This is a genomic window from Pseudomonas syringae CC1557 (assembly GCF_000452705.1).
Lineage (GTDB): Bacteria > Pseudomonadota > Gammaproteobacteria > Pseudomonadales > Pseudomonadaceae > Aquipseudomonas > Aquipseudomonas syringae_F.
In genome coordinates this window covers 4,939,531-4,964,566 of the sequence record NZ_CP007014.1, presented here as the reverse complement: position 1 = coordinate 4,964,566, position 25,036 = coordinate 4,939,531, and the positions used below count along the sequence as shown (strand labels likewise).

Genomic DNA, 25,036 nt, shown 5'->3' with positions numbered 1-25,036 from the left:
CATTGTTGGAACGTATTGCAGTCATCGACTTCGAAACCACCGGAATTTCCCCGAACCACAGCTGCCGGGCGACCGAGATTGCCGTGGTGATCATGGAACAGGGGCGCATCGTCGAGCGCTTTCAGAGCCTGATGAATGCCGGTGTGCGCATTCCGGCGTTCATCGAAGGGCTGACCGGTATCAGCAACAACATGATTCGCACCGCGCCCAGCGCCGAGCGGGTGATGGGGGATGTGGCGGACTTCGTCGGTTCGACGCCGCTGGTCGCGCATAACGCCTCGTTCGACCAGAAGTTCTGGGACTACGAACTGTCGCGTATCCAGCGCAAGCGCGAACAGAGTTTCGCCTGCTCGATGCTGCTGGCCCGCCGCCTGATGCCCGGCGCACCGAATCACAAGCTCGGCACGCTGACCAGCTATGCGCGCCTGCCCAATACCGGCAAGGCTCACCGGGCCATGGCCGATGCGGAAATGGCTGCCAACCTGACGGCGTACCTGACCAACGAGCTGCGCCATACTCACGGCATTGCCGGGATCTCCCATCAGATGCTGTGCTCGCTGCAAAAAGTCCCCGCCGCGAAGATTGGCGAAACCCTCAAGCGTCAGCGCGGTTTTTGATCTCCGGCTTGTTGTGCTTCACCAGATAGCCGGACGGCAGGCTGCGTTCTACAGCGGTCGACAGCACGATTGAGGTCTTGCTGAAGCCAAATTGCGCAATCCGGTTGATCAGGTCCTCAAGGTGCGGCATCGAATCGACCGCCGCGCGCATGATCACGCACGGGTCGCCTGTCACCCGATAGCACTGGATCAGTTCGGGCACTTTCCACAATTCCTTGTAGGCCTGCTGGTTGCCGTGGCTGCCCATGCGCAGTTCGATGATGCATTGAATCGGCAGGCCGACTTTCGACAGATCGACCTTGGCTTCGTAGCCGGTAATCACCCCGCTGGCTTCCAACTTGGCAACTCGTTCAGCCACAGCAGGGGCAGACAGGTTGACCAGCTTCGCCAATTGCGCAAAAGAGGCGCGGCCGTTTTTCAGCAGCTCATCGAGCAGAATCCGATCATATTTATCCAGGGTCATGGCGTGCCTCTTGTTGCGTAGCATTTGATTTTCAAAACGAAGGTCTAAATGCAGAACAAGCGTTGATTCATAAGTTATGGCGTGGATTAAACAGGTTTGTCTGCTTAATGTTAGCTGTTGGCCTTCATACAATAGGTCAACCATAACAATGAACCCAGAGTCTGACCATGCCCCAGTCCGTTCGCATTTCACCGTTGCTCATCGGTGCCTTTCTGGCGTTGTACCTGATCTGGGGGTCGACCTATCTGGTGATCCGCATTGGCGTCGAGTCATGGCCGCCGCTGATGATGGCCGGCGTGCGCTTCATGATTGCCGGGTGCCTGATGTACGGTTTCTTGCGTTTTCGCGGCGTGCCTGCGCCGACCTGGGCCGAGTGGAAAGCCGCGTTCGTAATCGGTTTTCTGCTGCTGGCCTGTGGTAATGGCGGAGTGACGCTGGCCGAGCATGCCGGTGTCGCTTCGGGCATTGCAGCGCTGGCGGTGGCGACCATGCCGCTGTTTACCTTGCTGTTCGGTCTGTTCTGGGGCAATCGCACGACCAATCTTGAGTGGGCAGGCATTGTGCTGGGTCTGATCGGCATCTGCCTGCTGAACCTCGGTTCCAACCTGCAAGCGAGTCCCTACGGTGCGGCGCTAGTGATCCTGGCTGCTGCGTCCTGGGCGTTCGGTTCGGTGCTGAGCAAGCATCTGCCGTTGCCGAAAGGCCCGATGGCCAGTGCTGCGGAAATGCTGACCGCCGGTGCGACGCTGTTGATAGGCAGCGCCCTCAGCGGCGAGCGCCTTGAGCACATGCCGACAGCTGCGGGCTGGGGCGCGCTGTTGTACCTGGTGGTGTTTGGCTCCATCGTCGCGTTCAGTGCTTACATGTACCTGCTCAAGAATGTGCGTCCGGCCGCTGCGACCAGTTATGCCTACGTCAATCCGGCGGTTGCGGTGATGCTTGGCGTGCTGTTCGCAGGCGAGACAATCGGCGCTGAAGAGTGCATGGCGATGGTGGTGATCATCAGTGGCGTAGTGCTGATCGGCCTGCCGCAATGGCGCAGGCCGCCGCTGCGAGACGCAGGATCGACACGCACAAGCTAACCGAGGCGGGCCGGACAGGTTAAACTGCGCGCCTTGCGTGAATTTTTCCTACGGTATCCCCATGACATTCGCCTCTCTTGGCCTGATCGAACCCTTGCTGCGCGCCCTTGAAGCGCTCGGTTACCAGACTCCGACGCCTGTACAGACACAGGCCATTCCTCCGGTACTGGCGGGCCGCGATCTGATGGCTGCGGCCCAGACCGGCACCGGCAAGACCGCCGGTTTTGCCTTGCCGCTGCTGCAACGTTTGACCATGGAAGGCCCCAAGGTTGCGCCCAACTCGATCCGCGCGCTGGTCCTGGCGCCGACCCGCGAGCTGGCCGATCAGGTTCACGAGAGTATGCCCAGACCGGCACCGGCAAGACCGCCGGTTTTGCCTTGCCGCTGCTGCAACGTTTGACCATGGAAGGCCCCAAGGTTGCGCCCAACTCGATCCGCGCGCTGGTCCTGGCGCCGACCCGCGAGCTGGCCGATCAGGTTCACGAGAGTATTCGTCAGTACGCTGAGCACCTGCCGCTGAGCACGTATGCGGCTTACGGCGGCGTGAGCATCAACCCGCAGATGATGAAACTGCGCAAGGGCGTGGACGTGCTGGTTGCGACGCCAGGCCGCCTGCTTGATCTGTATCGCCAGAAAGCGATCAGGTTTTCCCAGTTGCAGACCCTGATTCTCGATGAAGCCGACCGCATGCTCGATCTGGGCTTTGCCGAGGAACTGCGCGGGATCTATGCCGTATTGCCCAAGCAGCGTCAGACGCTGCTGTTCTCTGCGACCTTCTCTGACGAGATTCGCCTGCTGGCCGCGCAGATGCTGAATGACCCACTGACCATCGAAGTCAGCCCGCGCAATGTCGCGGCGTCTTCGGTGAAGCAATGGGTCGTGACCGTGGACAAGAAGCGCAAGGCGGATCTGTTCATCCACCTGATGAAGAAGCATCGTTGGGGGCAGGTGCTGGTGTTCGCCAAGACCCGCGTTGGCGTTGATCAGCTGGTGGACCGTTTGCAGGGGCTGGGCTTGAACGCCGACGGTATTCACGGCGACAAGCCGCAGGCTACCCGCCAGCGTGCGCTGGATCGTTTCAAGAGCAACGAAGTGAAGATTCTGGTTGCCACCGACGTGGCGGCTCGCGGTCTGGATATCGATGACCTGCCAACCGTGGTCAACCTGGACCTGCCGATCGTGGCCGAGGATTACATCCACCGTATCGGTCGTACCGGCCGTGCGGGTCAGACTGGCGAAGCCATTTCGCTGGTGTGTGCTGATGAGGTTGAGCTGCTGTCGGCCATTGAAGTGCTGACCCGGCAGACCCTGGAGCGCAAGGAAGAACAGGATTTCGAGCCCGAGCATCGGGTGCCAGACACTGACGCCAGCGGCCAGATTCTGAAGAAGCCCAAGAAACCGAAAAAGCCCAAGGTCTCGGGCAGCAAGCGCAACCTGGGTAAATGGGTCGACAGCGGCGAGTCAGAGCCTGCGCCAGTGGTCAAACCGGTGCGTAAAGTACCTGTTTTCAACACCGGCCCGCGCAAGAAAAAGCCTTGAGGGAAGTCGCACATTCAGGATCGGACGCAGCGCGTCCAGGACGGCGGCAGGATAGTCAAATGCATCTCCACGCAGAGCAGATGCACAGGAATCAGCGCGAGTTCAGCCACTCAACCATCCCCAACCCCGCAGCGCGGCCGCTGGCGAAGCAGGCGGTGAGCAGGTAGCCGCCGGTTGGGGCTTCCCAGTCGAGCATTTCGCCTGCGCAGAATACGCCCGGCAGTTGCCTGAGCATCAGGCGTTCGTCCAGCGCTTCGAAGGTCACGCCGCCTGCGGTGCTGATGGCCTCATCAATCGGGCGCGGTTTGATCAGGGTCAGAGGCAATGCCTTGATGGCTTTGCTTAACACCAGCCCATCAGCAAACGCTTCATGAGGCGCAAGCTCGCGTAACAGCGCGGCCTTTGCTCCGTCCAGCCCCAACTGGCTGTGCAGGTGTTTGGACATCGAACGCGAGCCGCGGGGTTTGCTCAGGGCTTTTTGAATGTCTGTCAGTGTTTTACCGGGCAGCAGATCAATCTGCACAACGGCCGACCCATCAAGGTTGATCTGTTCTCGAATCTGCGCCGACAGTGCGTACACAAGGCTGCCTTCAACGCCTGTCCTGGTCAGTACGCATTCGCCCAGGCGCAGCGTTTGGCCATACAGACCCATGGCGATGTTCTTCAGTGGCGCACCAGCAAACTTGTCGCGCAACAGATCGCTCCAGGCGCTCACCTCGAAACCGCAGTTGGCGGCCTGCAAGGGCGCGATGTCCACCTGCTTCGCCTGCAGCCACGGCAACCACGCGCCATCGGAACCCAGGCGAGCCCAGCTTGCACCTCCCAGTGCCAGCAAGGTGGCTGCGGGCTTGAGCGCGAGTTCGCCTTCCGCGTGAGCAATACGCAAGCTGCCATCGACATTCCAGCCAAGCCAACGATGTCGGGTGTGGATAACGACACCCGCATCACGCAGCCGCTTGAGCCATGCGCGCAACAGCGGGGCGGCTTTCATGTCGGTGGGGAACACCCGCCCCGAGCTGCCGACAAATGTCTCGATGCCCAGCTCATGAATCCACTGGCACAACGCGTGCGCGCCAAATTCCCGCAACAGGGGGGCGATCATCGGCGAACGCTCGGCGTAGCGCCCCAGAAAGGCAGGGTAAGGTTCGGAGTGGGTAATATTCATGCCGCCAACGCCCGCCAGCAGAAACTTTCGCCCCACCGAAGGCATGCTGTCATACAGATCGACCTTGAACCCGGCCTCGCTCAGCACTTCGGCCGCCATCAATCCCGCAGGGCCGCCTCCGATGATGGCAACGGATCGGCAAGCGGAGGAGGCGAGGTCAGTCATGGTCAGCAGAATATCGATAGCAGAAGGGTGGGGCATTCTACCCGAGGGCTGTTTTCAGGTGTGCAACTCAGGTGAAGTGCGGTACGCCGCTACAAGCCCAGATCGCTCCATACCTTCTGTGCGCTGTGGTGCAGGATCCCGTGGCGTCTCGCCAATGCCTGTCGGTCCTTGCTGTAACCGCCGCCGATCACGCCCATGACCGGGATGTCGCGGCCCAGACAATGACGTAACACCGCCTCATCGCGATTCGCCACGCCCTGATCGGTCAGTTGCAGGTAACCGAGGGCATCGTCTTTGTGGACATCCACGCCAGCGTCATACAGCACCAGATCGGGCTTGTAGAACGGCAGCAGGTAATTGAGCAGGTCATCGACAACGTTCAGGTACTCGGCGTCGCCCGATCGGCAGCGGGATATCCCAGTCGCTCTGTGCCTTGCGGGCCGGGAAGTTCTTTTCACAGTGCAGCGAGACGGTAATTGCATCTTCCGTCTCCGCCAGAATGCGCGCCGTGCCGTCGCCTTGATGGACGTCACAATCGAAGATCAATATTTTATCCACACGGCCGCTTTGCAGCAGGTACTGACTGATCACGGCCAGGTCATTGAAAATGCAGAAACCGGCAGGGTAATCGTAGTGCGCGTGGTGCGTGCCGCCTGCCAGATGGCAAGCCAGGCCGTGCGTCAGTGCGTGTTCTGCGGTCAGCAGCGAGCCGCCTACGGCACGGATGGTGCGTCGTGCGAGGGCTTCGCTCCAGGGCAGGCCGAGACGTCGCTGATCCTCGCGTGACAGGTCGCCACTGAGGTAACGGCTTATGTAGGACGGGTCGTGGGCCAGCGCCAGAATGTCCGCCGGGCATAACTCGGGACGTATTAATTGAACGTCACGGGTCAACCCGCTGTCGATCAAGTAGTCGCGCAACAGGCGAAACTTGTCCATGGGGAACCGATGGTCCGCCGGAAACGCCGGGCTGTAGTCGTCGTGATAGATAAGCGGCAGGGGCATTGGATGTTTGTCCAAAGGTCGAAGGCCGATAGTGCCAGTTATGCGTCCGGTCGCCCAGTCGTCTGGTAAACGGCAGGCGGGACTATGCTCATATTGACTCCCATATAGCCTCGTCACTATTAGCTAGCCTATGGTCTCGTAACACGGGGAAATCGATGGAACCGATACTCAAGCTTGACAGTGCCAGACTGCTGATGCGGCAGTGGCGTGACGACGACTTGCCCGTGTTCGCCGCCATGTGCACCGATCCGCAGGTAATGCGCTATTTTCCGGCGCCTCTGAGCCGTCTTGAAAGCGCCGCCATGATCGGACGAATACGCGGTCATTTCGCCGAGCTGGGTTTCGGGTTGTGGGCGCTGGAACGCAAGGACACGGGCGAATTCATCGGTTTCACCGGGCTGCATGTGGTGGGTTTCAAGGCGCCTTTCACGCCCGCGATTGAAATTGGCTGGCGTCTGGCGCGCGAGCATTGGGGCTTTGGCTTTGCCAGCGAGGCTGCATGGACCGCGCTGGGGTGCGGCTTCGAGCGTTTGAAGCTGGAAGAGATCGTCTCGTTCACCGCGCTGAACAATCAGCCATCGCAGAAAGTCATGCAGGCGATCGGTATGCAACACGATGAGTCCGACAACTTCGCGCATCCCAACCTGCCGGACGGCCATCCGCTCAAACAGCATGTGCTGTACCGGATCAGCCGTGAGCAGTGGCTCCACACGCTTGAGCCCTGATTGAGCTGCAAACAGGATTAAGCCCGCCATCTTAAATTCTGTATCATTCCATTCCAAGGTGCGGGCCCCGGGCTCGCCACACATCACATCGGTCGCCGCTGCCTTGCGGGTTCAGAGCCGGTGTGCGCGAGGAGTGATAATGAGTCAAGTGCTGGATGATCTGGTTGAGCTGCTGACGCTGGAAGCCATCGAAGAAAACCTGTTTCGCGGCCGTAGTCAGGATCTGGGTTTCCGCCAGCTCTTTGGTGGTCAGGTGCTGGGCCAGTCATTGTCCGCCGCCAGCCAGACTGTCGAGGACACCCGGCACGTGCACTCGCTGCATGGCTACTTTCTGCGCCCCGGCGATGCTGGGCTACCGGTGGTCTATCAGGTTGATCGTGTGCGTGATGGGGGCAGTTTCAGTACACGTCGCGTCACGGCGATCCAGAAGGGCAAGCCGATCTTTACCTGCAGCGCCTCGTTTCAGTACGACGAAGAGGGCTTTGAACATCAGGCTACGATGCCGCAGATTGTCGGCCCGGAGAACCTGCCGTCGGAGCTTGAGCTGCTGACGAGCCGAGCGCACCTGATTCCCGAAGCGGCGCACGACAAGTTTCTGCGCCCCAAGCCGATTCAATTCCGTCCAGTGACGGCCGAGGACCCGTATGACCCCAAGCCTGGCGAGCCGGTCAAGTATGTGTGGTTCCGCGCCGACGGCAGCTTGCCGGACATACAGGCGCTGCACCGCTACATGCTGGCCTACGCGTCGGACTTCAACCTGCTGACCACGTCACTGCGACCCCACGGCAAAACCGTCTGGCAGCGCGACATGCAGGTTGCCAGCCTTGATCATTCGCTCTGGTTCCACAATGACCTGCGCACCGATGACTGGCTGCTGTACGCCATGGACAGCCCGTGGGCCGGCAATTCTCGCGGCTTCTCGCGGGGCAGTGTTTTCAATCGCGCCGGGCAACTGGTTGCATCGGTCAGCCAGGAAGGGCTGATTCGTCATCGTAAGGATTGGGCATGACACTCGACGGCATACGGCACTGGGTATTCGACATGGACGGCACTCTGACTGTGCCGGTTCACGATTTTCCGGCGATCAAGCGCGAACTGGGTATCCCGCAGGACCACGACATTCTTGGCCATTTAGCGGCGTTGCCAGCGGACGAGTCAGCGGCCAAGCATGCCTGGCTGCTGGAGCATGAGCGAGAGCTGGCACTGGGGTCGCTGCCTGCCGAAGGGGCGGTCGAACTGGTTCGCGAGCTGGCAGGGCGTGGTTATCGGCTGGGCATACTGACCCGCAACGCTCGCGAGCTGGCGCATATCACGTTACAGGCAATCGGGCTGGCTGATTGTTTCGCTGTCGAGGACGTGCTGGGTCGTGACGAAGCGACGCCCAAACCCGACCCGGCCGGCTTGCTGAAGCTGGCAAGCGCCTGGGAGGTCGAGCCGGAAAGAATGGTCATGATCGGCGACTACCTGCATGACCTGAGCTGCGGCCGTGCGGCGGGGGCAAAAACCATCCTGGTCAACCTGCCGGAAAATCCCTGGCCGGAACTGACTGACTGGCATGCACTTGATTGCCGGGTGTTGCGCGGGATGTTGGGCTGATCTGAACGGCACTGTCGTGCCCAGTGCTCCGCGGTGGCATGCATTCGGTGACGCTTCGCGTCGCAATTCTGCGCCGCAGCGCTCGCTCAAGGTCGGACGCAGAGCGTCCAGAAATGCGTCCCCACGCGGAGTGGGGACGATATTCATACTTTAGAACGGCTTGAACAGCACCGCCTGACCTTCAGGTGACGTGAAGATCCCGTCGCCGTTGTGGCCGACTTTCGGCACGATCACCAGGCGCTGGTTCAGCCCCTCGGGATGACGCTTCTGCAGGTAGTTGAAGTAGTTCTGCCCACGAATCAGGCGATACGGGCCTTGTGCTTCGGCCGCGCAGGTCTTGTCCAGCGCCGGGTGATTGCGGTCGGTGTCCAGTTCGCCGAGCAGGTAAGTGATGTCACGCTTCACGTAGTTCTTTTCGATGTCGGCCGGCTTTTCCTTGCCCGAGTAGAACGGCATCTTGTTCAGACCGTATTTCCACTCGTCAAAGTCCGGGCAGCTCTGCGCCGTCACCGGCTCCGGCCGTTCGGCGTCGAAATAGGCATACGAGGACGGGTTGGCGATCACGTAACGCAGCTTCACCCCTTCACGTTGCAGCAGGGCATCTTCCTTGCCGCCGATCATCGCGTAGCGCTGTACCACCTGCGCACCACCGGAGTGCCCGGCAATGACGATTTCTTTCAGATTGGGGAACAGCTTGCTGTCACTCAGGCGCTTGAGGATATGGTCGAGCACCAGAAACGAGCTGACCGGCTTGGGACCGGTGGAGGTTGCACCTTCCATCCAGCCGTTCTGACGCCAGCGCAGAATCGACTCAGACAAATGGTGGGCGACGATATCTTTCTCATCCAGAAATTGCGGGGCAATCAGCAGGGTCTTGCCGCGTTCTCTGGACTGATTGGCAGCACGTTCGATGCTGCGCAGGTAGGTTTGCGCGTTGCGCAAACGGCCGTGCAGCACGATAACCACCCGCTCGATCTTCGGTTTGGGGTGCACCCACTCCTGGCTCAGCCCGAGCGTCGCTTCGGCGCCATTGATCGCCAGACGATCAGGGCTGATTGAATTGACCGCTTTATCCTCGGCATGCGCCGCAAGGCTCACGAAGGCAGTGCTTAACAACAGGACCAGAAGCGGTTTAATCATGTGCTCAGAGACTCTTGGCAGCGAACGTATCGCATTGATTTATTTGGCCTTCGGCAAAACCGGCCTTGAACCAGCGCACGCGCTGTGCAGACGTGCCGTGCGTGAAGGAGTCCGGAGCGACTCGACCACTGCTTTGCTGCTGCAGGCGATCATCGCCGATAGCGTTCGCCGCGTTCAATGCTTCTTCAATATCACCCGGCTCGAGCCAGTTCAAACGATTTTGTGCGTTATAGGCCCAAACACCGGCAAAGCAGTCGGCCTGCAACTCCTGGCGCACCAGTAAACCGTTGCTGCCTTCCATTTTTTGCCCGGCCTGACGCGCCTTGTCGACTTTGGCGGAAATACCCAGCAACGTCTGCACATGGTGCCCGACTTCGTGCGCAATCACGTAAGCCTGAGCGAAGTCTCCGGCAGCGGAAAAGCGCTGGGCCATTTCGCGGAAGAAGTCCATGTCCAGATAGACCTGCTGGTCAGCCGGGCAATAAAACGGACCGGTCGCCGAAGTGGCGCGACCGCAGGCGGAATTCACCTGGCCACTGAACAGCACCAGCGTCGGGTCCTTGTACTCGCGGCCGTTTTGCGCGAACACCGCGCGCCAGGTGTCTTCGGTATCGCCCAGGATACTGCGCACAAATTCGGCCTGCTGGTCATTGGCGGGCGGCGCCTCACGCGTCTGTGCGCTGGGTGGCGCGCTTTGCTCGGTGCTTTGTCCGGTCAACTGGCCAAGGATCTGCATCGGGTCCTGGCCGGTGAGCAGGCCGATCGCGACAATGATCACGATACCGCCGATACCCAGCCCCTTGCCACCGATGCGCATGCCGCCGCCACCTCCACTGCTGCCGCCATCGCGAGCATCGACTACGTTGTCGCTACGTCGGCCTTTTTTCCAGAGCATGTCGGATCCCTCTATGTTTCTTGCAATGAGTATCGCTGCTGATACAGGTCTGGCCAGTGCGGCGGTCCGCGCAGCGTTGTGCAGAATGCGACAGTATAGAGGCGTGACGGACAGTTTGGTTCTGCCGGTATCGCTCTGGTCTTGATTTAGCGCTGCCTGCAGTGATCAGGGCTGTGCTGCGGGCTGTGCCTTGAGTACATCCGGCGGTGACGCGTCGGCAAACCGGTCGACCTGGCGCAGCGACTTGAAGCTCGTCATCCATGCGCCGACTACCCCCAGCGTGCACACCCCGCCGAGGATTGCGGCCGGGATTGCGCCGACCAGCGAGGCGCTGGTGCCCGCGCGGAACTCGCCCAGCTCGTTGGAAGAGCCGATGAACAGCATGTTCACCGCATTGACCCGGCCACGCATGTTGTCCGGGGTCGAAAACTGTACCAGCGCCGAACGGATGAACACGCTGACCATGTCCGCAGCACCCGCGACCAGCAGCGCCAGGCACGACAGCCAGAACAGTGTCGACAGGGCGAACACCAGATTCGCCACGCCGAACAGGGCGACTGCGAGAAACATGGTCATCCCGACGTTGCGCTCCAGCGGACGAATACTCAGGTAAATGCCGACGCCCAGCTCCCCCAGGCTCATCGACGCACGCAACATGCCCAGCCCCTGAGGTCCGAGGTGCAGCACCTCATGGGCATAGATCGGCAGTAACGCGACCACGCCGCCCAGCAACACAGCGAACAGGTCCAGAGAAATGGTGCCGAGGATGATCGGGCGCGAGCGGATAAAGGCAATGCCTGCGGTGAATCGGCCCCAGGCATTCGAGCCCAGCTCCACCGGCTTGCCGGCAAACGGCGTGGCGACCGGCGCCAGCAGCAGAATCCCGGCGATGAATGCCGCGACGCACACCGAATAGGTCAGCTCTGCGCCACCCAGCCAGTACAGATAGCCGCCGATCAACGGGCCGCCGACAGTCGAGCAGCGCATGATGACGCTGTTGGTGGCGATGGCCGAGGGCAGTTGATCACGCGGGACAATTTGCGGCAGCAGGCTTTGCAGGGCCGGTCCGGTGAATGCGCGAGCGCAGCCATAGAGCATCAGTGCGCCGTAGATCAGCCGCAGGTCTTGCAGTTCAAGCGCGGAGAAAACCAGCAAAATGACGCCGCAGACCGCCTGCACGCCCCAACTGAGCATCAGGATCACCTTGCGGTTGTAACGGTCGATCAGGTCTCCGGCAGGCATCAACAGCAGCAACATGGGGATGAACTGCGCAAGCCCCACATAAGCCAGCGCCATGGGTTCGCGGGTCATGTCGTAAACCTGCCAGGCAACCACCACTGCCTGAATCTGCATGGCAAACACGGCCATCAGGCGCGACAGGATAAAACTGACGAAACCTGGCTGGCTGGACAGCTTGACCGGGGCAGAAGACGCGGAAGACTCGGAGCTCAAGACGGGATCCCATCGAAACGGCTAAATCGGGTTTTGGTTTATACCTCAGCGTATCGATAGGAGGCTAATAAATAAACTGACAGTTTCGGGGGGCCGGGATTTGCGTGGGTGTTGAGGACGATGATTATCATCCCCACGCTCCGCGTGGGAATGCAGTGCTGGACGCTCTGCGTCCAACCTTGAGAGCGCAGTGCGGCGTAGATCTGTGACGCGGAGCGTCACGGGACGCATGCCAACGCGGAGCGTCGGCACGATAATCAAACGCGGAGCGTCGGCACAAGAATCAGTCAGGCGAGTCTCAACGCCTGACCAGCAGCACGCCCGATTCCATATGGTGAGTGTACGGAAACTGGTCGAACAGGGCGCAGCGCTCGACCCGGTGGGTGTCGTGCAGCTGGGCGATGTTGGCGGCCAGGGTTTCCGGGTTGCAGGAGATGTACAGAATGCGCTCGAAACGACGGGTCAATTCGCAAGTGTCCGGGTCCATCCCTGCGCGAGGCGGGTCGACGAACACGCTGCCGAAAGCGTAGCTCTTCAAGTCCACTCCCTGCAGGCGGCGGAACGGGCGTACTTCGTTCAGCGCTTCGGTCAGCTCTTCGGCCGACAAGCGCACCAGCGTGACGTTATCCACGCCGTTGTAATCCAGGTTGCTCAGCGCGGCATTGACCGACGTCTTGCTGATTTCAGTTGCCAGCACTTTGCGCACGCGGGTCGCCAGCGGCAGGGTAAAGTTGCCGTTGCCACAGTACAGCTCCAGCAGATCGTCTTGCCGCTCGCCCAGTGCGTCGTAAGCCCAGTTGAGCATCTTGCCGTTGACCGTGCCGTTGGGCTGGGTGAAGGCGCCTTCCGGTTGCCGATAGCTGAAGGTGCGCCCAGCGACGTCGAGCTTTTCGGTCACGTAGTCATCGCCGATCACCCGCTTCTGGCCTTTGGAGCGACCAATCAGGCTCACGCCCAGCTCTTTCGCCAGTGCCTCAGCCTCTGCCTGCCATTCATCGTCCAGCGGGCGGTGATAGCACATCGTGATCATCGCATCGCCTGCCAGCGTGGTCAGGAAGTCGACCTGAAACAGCTTGTGGTTCAGCGTCGGACTGGCTTCCCAGCGCTCGCGCAGCACTGGCATCAGGGCGTTGATGCGTTCGCTGGCAATCGGCAGGCCTTCGAGCAGGATCGGTGTTCGGTTGTCGCCCGGTGCGAACATCGCGTAGTAACGTTTCTGGTCTTCGCGCCACAGACGAAACTCGGCACGCAGCCGGTAATGCTCGCGGGGTGAGTCAAACACCTGCGGCTCGGGTGCGTCGAACGGCGCCAGCAACTCACGCAGGCGAACGGTTTTTTCTTCGAGCTGACGGTCGTAGCTCTCAGGGTCGAAGTGAACACTCATGCGTTGAACCAGCCCAGCTTGATCACGAACAGGATCGACAGGATCACCAGTGCGGAATTCAGCTCGCGCCAGCGTCCCGACAGCAGCTTGATCGCTGTCCAGGAAATGAAGCCAAAGGCAATGCCGTTGGCGATGGAGTAGGTGAACGGCATCGCCAGGGCGGTAATCACCACCGGTGCGGCCACGGTAATGTCGTCCCAGTCGATTTCCGCCATGCCGGACGCCATCAACACTGCGACGAACAGCAGCGCGGGTGCGGTGGCGAAAGCGGGCACGCTGCTCGCCAGCGGGGCGAAAAACAGCGCCAGCAGGAACAGTACGGCGACCACTACGGCGGTCAGACCTGTGCGGCCACCGGCACTCACGCCCGCAGCCGACTCGATGTAGCTGGTGGTGGTCGAGGTGCCCAGCAGGGAACCGGCCATCGCGGCAGTACTGTCGGCGATCAGCGCGCGGCCCATTTTCGGCATGTGCCCGTCCTTGCCCATCAGCCCGGCGCGCTTGGCCACGCCGATCAGGGTGCCGGAGTTGTCGAAGATATCGACGAACAGAAACGCGAAGATGATGCTGACCAGACCAACGTCCAGCGCACCCATGATGTCCAGTTGCATGAAGGTCGGTGCCAGCGAAGGTGGCATCGACAGGATGCCGCCAAACGGCGTGAAGCCCAGCCCGATGGACACCAGGGTCACCGCCAGAATGCCGATCAGCACTGCGCCGCGCACTTTGAGGTGGTCCAGCGCAACGATCAGAAAGAAGCCCAGGGTGGCGAGCACCGGAGCAGGCTGCTTGAGGTCGCCCATGCCGATCATGGTGGCCGGGTTGCTGACCACGATACCGGCGTTATGCAGGGCGATCAGCGCGAGAAACAGGCCGATGCCGGCAGCAATCGCCGAGCGCAGCGGCAGGGGAATGCTGTTGATGATCCATTCGCGAATCTTGAAGATCGACAGAATGAAGAACATCACCGCGGAAATGAACACCGCCCCCAGCGCTACCTGCCAGCTGTGGCCCATGTGCAGCACGACGGTGTAGGTAAAGAAGGCGTTCAGGCCCATGCCCGGTGCCAGGGCAATCGGGTAGTTGGCGATCAGGCCCATCACGGTCGAACCAATGGCTGCCGCCAGACAGGTGGCGACGAACACGGCGCCCTTGTCCATACCGGTCTCGCCGAGGATGCTCGGGTTGACGAACAGGATGTAAGCCATCGCCAGGAAAGTCGTGACGCCCGCAAGAATCTCGGTACGCACGTTGGCGTTGTGTGCCTTGAGTTGAAACAGCCTTTCCAGCATGTCTGGCTCTCCGTGACGCTGGGCGCGTCGTGAATGATCGATTCCAACAGCAATGCACAGACTGCAAGGCAGCCCGTTTGATTTTTGCGGGTCGGAAAAAGCCGCGCATCATACCAGCAGCTTGGCGGGATGGCTGCCTGTGGATGACGGCCTTTCGATGACAAGTACGCTCATCAAGAAAGCCTGAACGTTGCAAACCTCGCGAAGTCCGACCCCTTAAGACGCATAAAAAGTGCGCTAAGCGAACGCCTACCGTGAGGTTTCCATGAGTGCAACGACCCCGAACCCCAAGGAATTCGCCACCCACGCGATTTCTCTGACCCTGAACGGACAGCTCCGCCAACTGGATGTGCTGCCCTGGACCACTTTGCTTGACCTGCTGCGCGATCAGCTTGATCTGGTCGGTACCAAGAAAGGCTGCGACCACGGCCAGTGTGGTGCGTGTACCGTACTGCGCGACGGCACGCGCATCAATGCCTGCCTGACGCTGGCGATCATGTGTGACGGCGCCGAGCTGACCACCATCGAAGGCCTGGCCGATGGCGACCAGTTGCACCCCATGCAGCAGGCGTTCATCAAGAACGATGCGTTCCAGTGCGGCTACTGCACTCCGGGGCAAATCTGCTCGGCAGTCGGGCTTGCCAATGAGGGGCGCGCCAGCACGCGTGCCGAAATTCAGGAACTGATGAGCGGTAACCTGTGCCGCTGCGGTGCCTATAGCAATATCCTCGCCGCCGTCGAAGAGGCACTGCCCCAGTTCCACAACGCAGCGCCGAAGCCGGAGGTGAACGCATGAATCCGTTTACCTACAGCAAGCCGACCGACGTCACCGCCGCGGTCAACCTGAGCGGACCGGCCACGCGTTTCATCGCGGGCGGCACCAATCTGCTCGACCTGATGAAAGAAAACGTCGCCACGCCCGAGCACCTGATCGACATCACCGGCCTGCCATTAAGGGATGTCAGTGAGACCGCTTCTGGCGGTCTGATGATCGGTGCGTTGGTCAGCAACGCAGACCTGGCGTATCACCCTCTGATCGAACAGCGTTACCCGTTGCTGAGTCAGGCGGTTCTGGCCGGTGCTTCGCCGCAACTGCGCAACATGGCCAGTACCGGCGGCAATCTGTTGCAGCGTACGCGTTGCTACTACTTTTTCGACACCGGTGTGCCATGCAACAAGCGCGAGCCGGGCACTGGCTGCCCCGCGCGTGAAGGCCTGAACCGTATTCACGCGATTCTTGGTGCAAGTGATGACTGCGTAGCAACGCACCCGTCGGACATGTGCGTGGCACTGGCTGCGCTTGAGGCCGTTGTGCACGTTGAAGGGCGCGCCGGCAAGCGGACCATCGAATTCGCAGACTTCCACCGCCTGCCCGGCGATGCGCCGCAGCGCGACAATCAGTTGGCCGACGACGAACTGATTACTGCCGTCGAACTGCCAGCACCACGCTTCGCCAGCAACAGCGCTTATCTGAAGGTCCGTGATCGTCAGTCTTACGCGTTTGCCCTGGTGTCGGTCGCTGCGGCGCTTGAGCTGGACAATGGCGTGGTGCGTGACGTGCGCGTTGCCTTGGGTGGCGTTGCGCACAAACCATGGCGCGACAAGGCGGTCGAGGCGCTGCTGATCGGCAAGCCGGTCACCCGTGAGAACTTCGCCGCCGTGGCTGACGCCATGCTGGAAGACGCGCAGCCGCTTGCGCACAACGGTTTTAAAGTCAGACTGGCCCGCCGCGCGATCATTCGCGCCCTGAGCGATGCCGCAACAGGAGGGAGCGCCCAATGAACCAGCCATTTTCGCCAATGGGCAAACCTGTGGACCGCGTCGACGGCCGACTGAAAGTGACCGGTGGCGCGCGTTACGCCGGTGAGTACCCTGAAGAGGGTCTGCTGTACGGCAGCGTGGTCTCCAGCACCATCGCCAACGGCCGCGTCGCCAGCATCGATATCAGCGAGGCCATGAAAGTGCCAGGTGTCGTCGCCGTCATCGACCACACCAATCGTCCTTCGCTGGCCAGCTACGACGAGAATTATGAAGACGCCGATTCGGCTGACGGCTCGCCGTTTCGCCCTCTTTATAACGATAAAGTGCTGTACAGCGGCCAGCCACTCGCGCTGGTGGTAGCCGACACGCTGGAGTTGGCGCGGCATGCGGGCTCGCTGGTACGTATCGAATACGAACAGTCTGTTCACCATACCGATCTCCAGGCCATGCTCGACACGGCCTACGATGCGCCTGCCGAACTGCCGCCGCCACGTGGCAATTTCGAGGGCGAGCTGGCAAGTTCTGCGCTGAGCGTCGATGTGACCTACAGCACGCCCAGCGAATACCACAACCCGATGGAGCCGCACGCATCGACCGTTCTGTATCAGGCCGACGGCAGCTTGCAGATTCATGACAAGACCCAAGGCACGCAGAACTGTCAGGACTACCTGCACAAGGTGTTCGGGCTGGAAAAGGACAAGATCCGCGTGCTGGCCGCGTTTGTCGGCGGTGCCTTCGGTTCCGGCCTGCGTCCGCAGTATCAGTTGCCGTTGGCGGTGATGGCGGCGCTGCACCTGAAGCGCTCGGTGCGCCTGACCCTGACACGGCAACAGATGTTCACCTTCGGCTATCGCCCGCGCACCATTCAGCGTTTGCGCCTGGGCGCTGCTGCCAACGGTCGCCTGTTGGCGGTAGGCCACGAAGCCATCGGCCAGACCTCGCGTTTCGAAGACTTCAGCGAGCACGTCGTGGAGTGGAGCGGCATGCTCTACCAGTGTGACAACGTGCAACTTACTTACAAGCTGGTGCCGCTGGACGTGTTCACACCGCTGGACATGCGTGCGCCGGGTGCAGCCTTGGGCATGATCGGCCTGGAATGCGCGATGGACGAACTGGCCTGCGCACTGGCCATCGACCCGGTGCGTTTGCGCCTGACCAACTATGCCGAGCGCAACGGCAACGAAGACAAACCGTATTCCAGCAAGGAATTGCGCGAATGCTACAGCCAGGGTGCCGAGCGTTTTGGTTGGGAGCGCCGCAACCCCGAACCGCGCAGCATGCGTCAAGGTCGCCAACTGGTCGGCTGGGGCATGGCGGGCGGTGTCTGGGAAGCCATGCAGATGAAAGCCAGCGCCAAGGCGCGTCTTGCAGCGGATGGCACGCTGGTGGTCAGCAGCGCCACGACTGATATAGGCACCGGCACTTACACAGTGATGACGCAGATCGCTGCCGAATCTGCGGGAGTCGATGTGCAGAACGTCACTTTCCTGCTGGGCGACTCGTCGTTGCCGACCGCGCCGTTGCAGGGTGGCTCGTTCACCGTGTCTTCAGTCGGTACAGCGGTGCAACAGGCGTGTCAGGCCTTGCAGCGTCAAGTGCTGGAAGTGGCGAAAGGGCTGCATCCGCAGTTTGCTGCTGTCACGCCGGACGAGGCGCGCTTCGAAGCTGGCAAGCTGTATCTGGGCGACCAGGTGCTGTCGATGGCTGAACTGGCGGCCTCTCAGGCCAGCGGCGTGATTGAAGTGCAGGTCGATGCCGAGCCGGACAAGAAACGTGAAGCCTACGCTGCCGCGACACACTCGGCGGTGTTCGTCGAAGTGCTGGTCGACGAGGATCTGGGCACCGTCAAGGTCAGCCGCGTGGTCAGTGCCGTGGCGGCAGGTCGGGTGGTCAATCCGAAGATGGCGCGCAGCCAGATTCTCGGTGGTGTGGTCTGGGGCATGGGCATGGCGTTGCACGAAGAAGCCATGCTCGATCATGACCTGGGTCGCCCGATGAACCACAGCCTGGCTGAATATCACATTCCGGTGAATGCTGATATCGGTGACATCGACGTGCTGTTTGTCGAAGAGCATGACGAAATCGTCAACGCGCTGGGTTCCAAAGGGGTCGGCGAGATCGGCATCGTGGGTGTACCTGCGGCGATTGCCAACGCGATCTACCACGCGACCGGGAAGCGCATACGCGAGTTTCCGATCACGCTGGATAAGTTGTTGTAACCGCGACGCGGCTCGCGTTGACATGCAGTTCGTGACCCTCTGCGTCACGAACTGCATGCCCACCAGAGCGTGCGGAACGAGAGGTGCCCTCAAGTACTTCGCGTTGGCACGCAGCTCAGGAAGTTCCGCGTCTGCACTCGCTCTGCAGGTGAGACAACCCGTCACGCGACAATAGACCACACGGCTTTAATGACTGAACAGGACTACTCTTTGATGGTCGATTGATCTGCATCATTGCGTTCAGGTAATGATCAGTGCATCGACCAGCGTTTTCGCCATTGGAAACGCCAGAATAAAAGAAACACAAGCACTCATTACCGTGGGGGCAATCGCTGTTGGCTTGCGGCCGGCAGCAGGTTTCATCTGAGAGAGGAACATCTTATGTTCGGTTTAGAGGCTATCGATCTCGCCCGAATTCAGTTCGCATTCACGATTTCGTTTCACATCCTGTTTCCTGCCATCACCATCGGTCTGGCAAGTTACCTGGCTGTACTCGAAGGTCTGTGGCTGAAGACCCGCGACGACGTTTACCGTGACCTTTACCACTTCTGGTCCAAGATATTTGCCGTCAACTTCGGTATGGGCGTAGTGTCCGGACTGGTCATGGCCTATCAATTCGGCACCAACTGGAGCCGCTTCTCCGATTTTGCCGGCGCTGTCACCGGTCCGCTGCTGACCTACGAGGTCTTGACTGCGTTCTTCCTTGAAGCCGGTTTCCTCGGTGTGATGCTGTTCGGCTGGAACCGCGTCGGCCGCAACCTGCACTTTTTCTCCACGGTCATGGTTGCCATCGGCACGCTGATTTCCACCTTCTGGATTCTGTCATCCAACAGCTGGATGCAGACCCCGCAAGGTTTCGAAATCATCGACGGCCGGGTTATTCCGACCGACTGGTTCGCCGTGGTGTTCAACCCGTCGTTCCCGTATCGCCTTACGCACATGGCTATCGCAGCTTTCGTTGCGACCGCCTTCTTCGTCGGCTCGTCTGCGGCCTGGCATTTATTGCGTGGCCGCGACACACCGGCCGTGCGCAAGATGCTCTCGATGGCCATGTGGATGGCCCTGCTGGTCGCGCCTGTTCAGGCCGTGGTAGGTGACTTCCATGGTCTGAACACGCTTGAGCATCAGCCAGCGAAAATCGCTGCCATTGAAGGTCACTGGGAAAACGTTGGTGACGAGCCGACCCCGCTGATCCTGTTCGGTATCCCCGACATGAAGGAAGAGCGGACCAAGTACGCGGTGGAAATCCCGTACCTGGGCAGCCTGATCCTGACTCACAGCCTCGACAAGCAGGTGCCTGCGCTTAAAGAGTTCAAGCCTGAAGACCGGCCGAATTCGCTGATCGTGTTCTGGTCGTTCCGGGTCATGGTAGCGCTCGGCATGCTGATGATTTTCACCGGCTTGTGGAGTCTTTGGTTGCGCAAGCGCGGCACGCTGTATCACTCGCGGCCGTTCCTGTACGTGGCGCTGTGGATGGGACCTTCGGGCCTGATCGCTATTCTTGCGGGCTGGTTCACCACCGAGATAGGCCGTCAGCCGTGGGTCGTTTACGGCCTCATGCGTACCGCAGACGCTTCGTCCGGTCACAGCGTCGCGCAGATGAGCATTACCCTGGTGTTGTTCGTGGTCGTGTATTTCGTGCTGTTCGGTACAGGTCTTGGCTACATGATGCGGCTGGTTCGCAAAGGGCCGAAAGCCTATGTCGATCATGTACCTCATGGTGGTCCCGGCCAGAAACGCACGCCGGCCCGTCCGCTCTCCGCAGCTGTTGAAGGCGAAGACGATGGCGACCATCTCGACCGTCTCGGCAAGGGGAATTAAGCCATGGGTATCGATCTTCCGCTTATCTGGGCCATCATCATTGTCTTCGGCATCATGATGTACGTGGTGATGGATGGCTTCGATCTGGGCATCGGGATTCTCTTCCCGTTCATGAAGGACAGTTCCGACCGTGACGTGATGATGAACACCGTTGCTCCGGTCTGGGACGGCAACGAAACCTGGCTGGTACTGGGTGGCGCGGCGCTGTTCGGCGCGTTCCCGCTGGCCTATTCGGTGGTCTTGTCGGCGCTGTACCTGCCACTGATGTTCATGCTCATGGGCCTGATCTTTCGTGGCGTGGCGTTCGAGTTCCGCTTCAAGGCGACCGAGCTGAAGCGTCACTGGTGGGACAAGGCGTTCATCGGTGGTTCGCTGGCTGCAACCTTCTTTCAAGGCGTGGCATTGGGTACCTACATTGAAGGCATTCCGGTGGTTGATCGCCAGTTTGCCGGTGGCTCGCTGGACTGGCTCTCACCGTTTCCGATGTTCTGCGGTCTGGCCCTGATCGTCGCCTATGCGCTGCTGGGCTGCACCTGGCTGATCATGAAGACTGAAGGCTCGCTGCAGAAGGCAATGCACGACCTGGCACGCCCTCTGGCGCTGGCAGTACTTGTGGTCATGGGCGTGGTCAGCCTGTGGACCCCACTGGCGCACGCGGATATCGCGCATCGCTGGTTCAGCATGCCGAACCTGTTCTGGTTCATGCCGGTACCGATTCTGGTGCTGGTGACCATGTACGGCCTGTTCAAGGCCGTGGCGCGCAATGCTCACTACACCCCGTTCCTGCTGACCCTGTTGCTGATTTTTCTGGGTTACAGCGGGCTGGGCATCAGCCTGTGGCCGAACATCATCCCGCCTGCGGTATCGATCTGGCAGGCTGCTGCACCGCCGCAGAGCCAGGGCTTCATGCTGGTCGGCACGCTGTTCATTATTCCGTTCATCCTGGGCTACACCTTCTGGAGCTACTACGTGTTCCGCGGCAAGGTAACGGCCGAAGACGGTTATCACTAGTCCGAACCGAGGAGAATGACGATGTCTGGCAAGAATTCCATGCACGACCCGGATCCGGCGCTCAGCAAGCCGCTCTGGCAACGACTGGCCTGGCTGGTCGGGATCTGGGCAGGCAGCGTGTTTGCGCTGTTCATCGTCGCCAGCCTGATGCGCATGTTCATGAGCGCAGCGGGCCTGACGACTCACTGATACTGAATTCCCGTTCGTGTCCTCCGGACACGTTTTGCGACCCCCTTGCCATTCGCGTGGCAAGGGGGTCTTTTTTTGCTCGGCGGGTCACTTGCGGGCTTTCAGAATGACGAACTTGGGGGTGGCCGCGACTTGCTCGACGCCACGGAACAGGCGCGACAGCTTAGTGTGGTAACCCAGATGGCGATTGCCGACGATGTACAACGCACCGCCGGTGACCAATGCTGCCCGCGCCTGGAGAAACATCCGCCAGGCAAGGAAGTCGCCGACCACCTGCTGCTGGTGGAAAGGCGGGTTGCACAGCACCACGTCCAGCGAGTCAGGCTCCTGCCCCTCCAGCCCGTCTGCCGCGCGCATCACTACGTCGCGCTCACCAAAGGCTGCTCGCCAGTTTTCGGCCGCCGACTGCACGGCCATGAACGATTCGTCCACCAGCGTGTAATGCGCCTGTGGGTTGTCCAGAGCACTGGCGATCGCAAGAACACCGTTACCGCAACCCAGGTCGGCCACCCTTGCCGTACCGAGGTTCCTGGGCAGGAACGGCAGGAATGCCCGAGTGCCGATATCCAGCCCTTCACGACAGAACACGTTAGCGTGGTTGACCAGTTCGATGGCCGGCTCATCAAGCGTGTAGCGAGTCGGGTAGGGTGACGTTCGCAGTGCCTTGGCCTGCGGCGTCACGAACAGCAAACGCGCCTTTTTCACGGCTAGCGAAGCCTGCACCGGCCCCACGTATTCTTCCAGCAAGTCACCGGCCGAGCGCGGCAGGTGTTTGACCATGGCAGCGGCCACCACGCGAGCGTGGGGTGCCAGTTGGCCTTGCAGGCGGATCAGTTGTTCTTCCAGCAGCGCCAGTGTCTTGGGCACCCGAATCAGCACCCAGTCAAAGGGGCCGGTCAATGGCTCGCTGGCCGGGATCAGCGGTACCGCGTCATAGCCCATGCCATTGCGCACAAGATTTTTTTCCAGCCCTTGCGCCGCCAGAAACGAGTCACCGCTGCTGATCACTGAGGCGTGGCGGGCAAGACTGGCCGCCAGCGCACCAAAGCTGTCGTTGAGCACCAGCACCCGGCTTTGCAGGCTCAGACCGACCTCTGCGACGTGGCTGAGCAGGTACTCGTCAGCGGCGTCGAATGCCTGGAGCGGCTCATCCTGTTGCTCGGGTTGACGAATGAGATCAAGTTCAGCGAAGGGACTGATGAGCAGGGGCATTGGCGGGAGAACTCTGTGCAATCGAAGGTATGTCAACGAGCCCGATTAAGACCGGGCTCGCTAAAGCAGATGATTTTACGTCGTTTTCCGTTCGATATCTGCATGATTGCGGTCTGACTACGGCTTTATCAGAACATCCCGCTCAATGCTGCCTGAACAGCGGCGGCAGTCTTGTTGCAAACGCCCATTTTTTGAATGGCGCTGGCAATGTGGAAGTGAATGGTGCGCTCTTTGATGCAAAGAATAATTGCGATGTCGCCAGCCGTTTTACCTTCAGCGGACCATTTGAGTACTTCTATCTCTCTCTGTGTCAGGTTTCTTGCTGGTGACGGCTGTACAAATTCGATTTCTATTGCGTTCATTTAGCCTCCGTCCCCTGAACAGCGGTACCCCGCTGTGTGTTTTCTAGTCTAGGAAACAAATGCTGCCCATCTGGACTCCGCCCGCTTGGCCTGACGGATGGCGATGACACTTTTCTTACTGGAAAACGTACTACGGCTCAAAGCCTCTAGCTAGAGCGGTTTGTGCAATGTGGTGCATCTACGTTCAGCGGTTGATTGCACGCATCAAGAACCAAATGCTCTAACTGATGTGTGCGTTTCTGCCCATGCCGCTCGCGAAGCACTTCAAGTCAACACAAACAGCCGGTGTTTATCGAGCCTGCTTTGCGGGACACTGGCAGCCTGCTTTTCATGTTCAGGAGCCTGAGGCGAATCATGTCCGTCAGCGAAGACAAGTTCACACGGCAAACGCTGCAACGCGTCACGCCGTTGACCCCCAATCTGTTTACCCTGCGAGCCACGCGTGATCCCGGTTTTCGATTTCGTGCAGGGCAATTCGCCAGACTCGGTGTGACCAAGGCTGATGGCACAACCGTGTGGCGTGCCTATTCGATGGTGTCCTCGCCCCACGACGAGTTTCTCGAGTTCTTTTCCATTGTGGTGCCAGGTGGTGAATTCACCAGCGAGTTGAGCCGCTTGCGCGAGGGCGACAGCCTGATGGTCGAGAAGCAGGCATTCGGTTACCTGACGCTGGACCGTTTTGTTGATGGCCACGACCTCTGGCTGTTGTCCACAGGCACGGGCGTCGCGCCGTTTCTGTCGATCCTTCAGGATTTCGAGGTTTGGGAGAAATTCGAGCGGGTAATTCTGGTGTACAGCGTTCGTGAATCCTGCGAGCTGGCTTATCAGCCGCTGATCAACGAATTGATGCAGCGTGATTACCTGGCCGAGTACGCGCACAAGTTCCTGTTTCTGCCGATAGTCACCCGTGAACAGCACCCGGGCGCCCTCAATGGTCGCATCACGCAGTTGATCGACAACGGTGAGCTGGAGCTGGCCGCCGGCATTGCCCTGACCCCGGAACATTCGCGGGTCATGCTGTGCGGCAACCCGCAGATGATCGACGACACCCGCGCACTGCTCAAGCAGCGTGACATGCGCCTGAGCCTGTCCCGCAAGCCGGGGCAGGTGGCGGTGGAGACGTATTGGTAGCGGCCGTTACGGCAGGACATGGCTTAAGCTGACCGCTATCGTGCCAATGCGTTGGCATGCAGTTCGTGACGTTCTGCGTCACTGTTCTGCGCCGTTCGCCAAAGTCGGACGCAGAGCGTCTAGAACTGCATCCTCACACGGAGCGCGGGAACGACAGGCATCTGCACCATTCAATCAAAGCGGACGGGCAGGGTCCACGGTGATGGGTTCTGCCGGCTTGTTCTGTTCCTTGAGCAGGTCACGAATCTCGCTCAGCAGCACTTCCTGCTTGGAAGGTGTTGGCGGCAGGGTAGGGGCCTTGGCCTCTTCGCGTTTCAGTCGGTTGATGGCCTTGACGCCCATGAAGATGGCGAATGCGACGATGATGAAGTCGAGAACGGTCTGGATGAACTTGCCATAAGCCAGCATTACCGCAGGTGCCGTGCCTTGTGCAGGACGTAGCGTGACGGCCAGGTCACTGAAGTCCACGCCACCGATCAACAGGCCCAACGGAGGCATGATGATATCGCCGACGAACGACGAAACGATCTTGCCGAACGCTGCGCCAATGATGATACCGACGGCCATATCGACCACGTTACCTTTGACCGCGAAGGCCTTGAATTCGCTAAGTACGCTCATGGGGTAATTCCTTGTTACAGATAAAATTGATTCATTGGAGTGTAGCCCGGCCGCGCCTTTGCCGCCCGGATCTCCTTCAATCGACCGGGGACGTCTGCGTAAGTTTTATTCGGTTTTCAAAAGCTGTGGCTCGCTGAGCGGGTAGCAAGTGCTGCACCTGCGTTATCATGGCTGTTTTTCAAGACTGGGGTT

The 25,036-nt window shown here is 60.2% G+C and carries 23 protein-coding genes and 3 pseudogenes; 14 read left to right on the top strand and 12 right to left on the bottom strand.

From position 1 onward, the window contains the following. Positions 1 to 5: 5 nt before the first annotated feature. Entirely contained in the window at positions 6 to 617 is a 612-nt protein-coding gene (locus N018_RS21900; RefSeq protein ID WP_024643826.1) for a 3'-5' exonuclease, read from the top strand. Here the strand turns inward: N018_RS21900 and N018_RS21895 are convergent. Then, positions 595 to 1,080, bottom strand: a complete 486-nt coding sequence (locus N018_RS21895; RefSeq protein ID WP_025390732.1) for an Lrp/AsnC family transcriptional regulator — start codon at positions 1,078 to 1,080, stop codon at positions 595 to 597. The two genes, N018_RS21900 and N018_RS21895, sit on opposite strands and share 23 nt — an antisense overlap. 167 nt (positions 1,081 to 1,247) lie before the next feature. Between N018_RS21895 and yedA the strand changes: the two genes are divergently transcribed. From yedA to N018_RS21880, 3 genes and pseudogenes are all read left to right on the top strand, one after another. After that, on the top strand, positions 1,248 to 2,162 hold the full coding sequence (yedA, locus tag N018_RS21890) for a drug/metabolite exporter YedA (protein ID WP_024643824.1): 915 nt from the start codon (positions 1,248 to 1,250) through the stop codon (positions 2,160 to 2,162). 61 nt (positions 2,163 to 2,223) lie between these two features. After that, positions 2,224 to 2,505: pseudogene (locus N018_RS28725) on the top strand (DEAD/DEAH box helicase); the annotation flags it as partial. Next, a pseudogene (locus N018_RS21880) lies at positions 2,505 to 3,701 on the top strand (DEAD/DEAH box helicase); the annotation flags it as partial. The pseudogenes N018_RS28725 and N018_RS21880, both read left to right, overlap by 1 nt. Before the next feature lie 91 nt (positions 3,702 to 3,792). Here N018_RS21880 and N018_RS21875 read toward each other — a convergent pair. Together N018_RS21875 and N018_RS21870 are read right to left on the bottom strand one after the other, a co-directional pair. Then, the gene (locus N018_RS21875) at positions 3,793 to 5,031 is read right to left on the bottom strand and encodes a TIGR03862 family flavoprotein (protein WP_195757203.1); all 1,239 of its coding nucleotides are present in this window, start codon (positions 5,029 to 5,031) and stop codon (positions 3,793 to 3,795) included. Positions 5,032 to 5,120: 89 nt separating this feature from the next. After that, positions 5,121 to 6,033 (bottom strand): annotated as a pseudogene (locus tag N018_RS21870) (histone deacetylase family protein). 155 nt (positions 6,034 to 6,188) lie between these two features. Here N018_RS21870 and N018_RS21865 point away from each other — a divergent pair. From N018_RS21865 to N018_RS21855, 3 genes are all read left to right on the top strand, one after another. Further along, positions 6,189 to 6,758: a GNAT family N-acetyltransferase gene (locus N018_RS21865; RefSeq protein WP_024646836.1), complete on the top strand. Its 570-nt coding sequence runs from the start codon at positions 6,189 to 6,191 to the stop codon at positions 6,756 to 6,758. A 139-nt stretch (positions 6,759 to 6,897) separates the two neighbouring features. Then, complete coding sequence (gene tesB / locus N018_RS21860; RefSeq protein WP_024646835.1) at positions 6,898 to 7,767, top strand: acyl-CoA thioesterase II; 870 nt, start codon at positions 6,898 to 6,900, stop codon at positions 7,765 to 7,767. Further along, complete coding sequence (locus N018_RS21855; protein WP_024646834.1) at positions 7,764 to 8,354, top strand: HAD family hydrolase; 591 nt, start codon at positions 7,764 to 7,766, stop codon at positions 8,352 to 8,354. Before tesB ends, N018_RS21855 begins: the two co-directional genes overlap by 4 nt. Before the next feature lie 150 nt (positions 8,355 to 8,504). On the opposite strand, the gene N018_RS21850 is transcribed toward N018_RS21855, so the two are convergent. The 5 genes from N018_RS21850 to N018_RS21830 form a co-directional block, all read right to left on the bottom strand. Further along, entirely contained in the window at positions 8,505 to 9,494 is a 990-nt protein-coding gene (locus tag N018_RS21850) for a hypothetical protein (RefSeq protein WP_024646833.1), read from the bottom strand. A gap of 4 nt (positions 9,495 to 9,498) precedes the next feature. Next, entirely contained in the window at positions 9,499 to 10,389 is an 891-nt protein-coding gene (gene ypfJ, locus N018_RS21845) for a KPN_02809 family neutral zinc metallopeptidase (protein ID WP_024646832.1), read from the bottom strand. A gap of 165 nt (positions 10,390 to 10,554) precedes the next feature. After that, the gene (locus tag N018_RS21840; RefSeq protein ID WP_025390730.1) at positions 10,555 to 11,841 is read right to left on the bottom strand and encodes an MFS transporter; all 1,287 of its coding nucleotides are present in this window, start codon (positions 11,839 to 11,841) and stop codon (positions 10,555 to 10,557) included. A 298-nt stretch (positions 11,842 to 12,139) separates the two neighbouring features. Beyond that, a complete protein-coding gene (gene trmA, locus N018_RS21835) occupies positions 12,140 to 13,225 on the bottom strand; it encodes a tRNA (uridine(54)-C5)-methyltransferase TrmA (RefSeq protein ID WP_025390729.1) in 1,086 nt (361 codons plus the stop codon). After that, a complete protein-coding gene (locus N018_RS21830; protein ID WP_025390728.1) occupies positions 13,222 to 14,517 on the bottom strand; it encodes an NCS2 family permease in 1,296 nt (431 codons plus the stop codon). The genes trmA and N018_RS21830 overlap by 4 nt, the downstream gene beginning before the upstream one ends. A gap of 265 nt (positions 14,518 to 14,782) precedes the next feature. On the opposite strand from N018_RS21830, the gene N018_RS21825 reads away from it, so the two are divergent. The 3 genes from N018_RS21825 to N018_RS21815 are packed head-to-tail and all read left to right on the top strand — an operon-like array spanning position 14,783 to position 18,497. Further along, a complete protein-coding gene (locus tag N018_RS21825) occupies positions 14,783 to 15,313 on the top strand; it encodes a (2Fe-2S)-binding protein (RefSeq protein WP_024646828.1) in 531 nt (176 codons plus the stop codon). Next, on the top strand, positions 15,310 to 16,299 hold the full coding sequence (locus N018_RS21820; RefSeq protein WP_025390727.1) for an FAD binding domain-containing protein: 990 nt from the start codon (positions 15,310 to 15,312) through the stop codon (positions 16,297 to 16,299). Before N018_RS21825 ends, N018_RS21820 begins: the two co-directional genes overlap by 4 nt. Then, positions 16,296 to 18,497 carry a xanthine dehydrogenase family protein molybdopterin-binding subunit gene (locus tag N018_RS21815; RefSeq protein ID WP_025390726.1) on the top strand — a complete coding sequence of 734 codons (2,202 nt, stop codon included), beginning with the start codon at positions 16,296 to 16,298 and terminating at the stop codon, positions 18,495 to 18,497. The genes N018_RS21820 and N018_RS21815 overlap by 4 nt, the downstream gene beginning before the upstream one ends. A 240-nt stretch (positions 18,498 to 18,737) precedes the next feature. Here the strand turns inward: N018_RS21815 and N018_RS27820 are convergent, their stop codons facing one another. Beyond that, a complete protein-coding gene (locus N018_RS27820; protein ID WP_195757154.1) occupies positions 18,738 to 18,875 on the bottom strand; it encodes a hypothetical protein in 138 nt (45 codons plus the stop codon). 3 nt (positions 18,876 to 18,878) lie between these two features. Between N018_RS27820 and N018_RS21810 the strand changes: the two genes are divergently transcribed. From N018_RS21810 to N018_RS21800, 3 genes are read left to right on the top strand one after another with little or no spacing between them, the layout of a single operon-like run. Then, positions 18,879 to 20,318 carry a cytochrome ubiquinol oxidase subunit I gene (locus N018_RS21810; RefSeq protein WP_024646825.1) on the top strand — a complete coding sequence of 480 codons (1,440 nt, stop codon included), beginning with the start codon at positions 18,879 to 18,881 and terminating at the stop codon, positions 20,316 to 20,318. Positions 20,319 to 20,321: 3 nt separating this feature from the next. After that, positions 20,322 to 21,329 (top strand): cytochrome d ubiquinol oxidase subunit II, encoded by a 1,008-nt coding sequence (cydB, locus tag N018_RS21805; protein ID WP_024646824.1) that lies wholly within the window; start codon positions 20,322 to 20,324, stop codon positions 21,327 to 21,329. A gap of 21 nt (positions 21,330 to 21,350) precedes the next feature. Then, a complete protein-coding gene (locus N018_RS21800; protein ID WP_002555239.1) occupies positions 21,351 to 21,518 on the top strand; it encodes a DUF2474 domain-containing protein in 168 nt (55 codons plus the stop codon). Positions 21,519 to 21,605: 87 nt separating this feature from the next. Here N018_RS21800 and N018_RS21795 read toward each other — a convergent pair whose 3' ends face one another. Next, positions 21,606 to 22,730, bottom strand: a complete 1,125-nt coding sequence (locus N018_RS21795; protein WP_024646823.1) for a methyltransferase — start codon at positions 22,728 to 22,730, stop codon at positions 21,606 to 21,608. Positions 22,731 to 22,858: 128 nt separating this feature from the next. Beyond that, positions 22,859 to 23,092, bottom strand: a complete 234-nt coding sequence (locus tag N018_RS26890; protein ID WP_024646822.1) for a helix-turn-helix domain-containing protein — start codon at positions 23,090 to 23,092, stop codon at positions 22,859 to 22,861. 354 nt (positions 23,093 to 23,446) lie between these two features. On the opposite strand from N018_RS26890, the gene N018_RS21785 reads away from it, so the two are divergent. Continuing rightward, positions 23,447 to 24,223: a ferredoxin--NADP reductase gene (locus tag N018_RS21785; RefSeq protein WP_025390725.1), complete on the top strand. Its 777-nt coding sequence runs from the start codon at positions 23,447 to 23,449 to the stop codon at positions 24,221 to 24,223. Positions 24,224 to 24,397: 174 nt separating this feature from the next. Here the strand turns inward: N018_RS21785 and mscL are convergent, their stop codons facing one another. Further along, positions 24,398 to 24,844, bottom strand: coding sequence for a large-conductance mechanosensitive channel protein MscL (mscL, locus tag N018_RS21780; protein WP_025390724.1), 447 nt, complete (start codon positions 24,842 to 24,844; stop codon positions 24,398 to 24,400). Between the last annotated feature and the right edge of the window lie 192 nt (positions 24,845 to 25,036).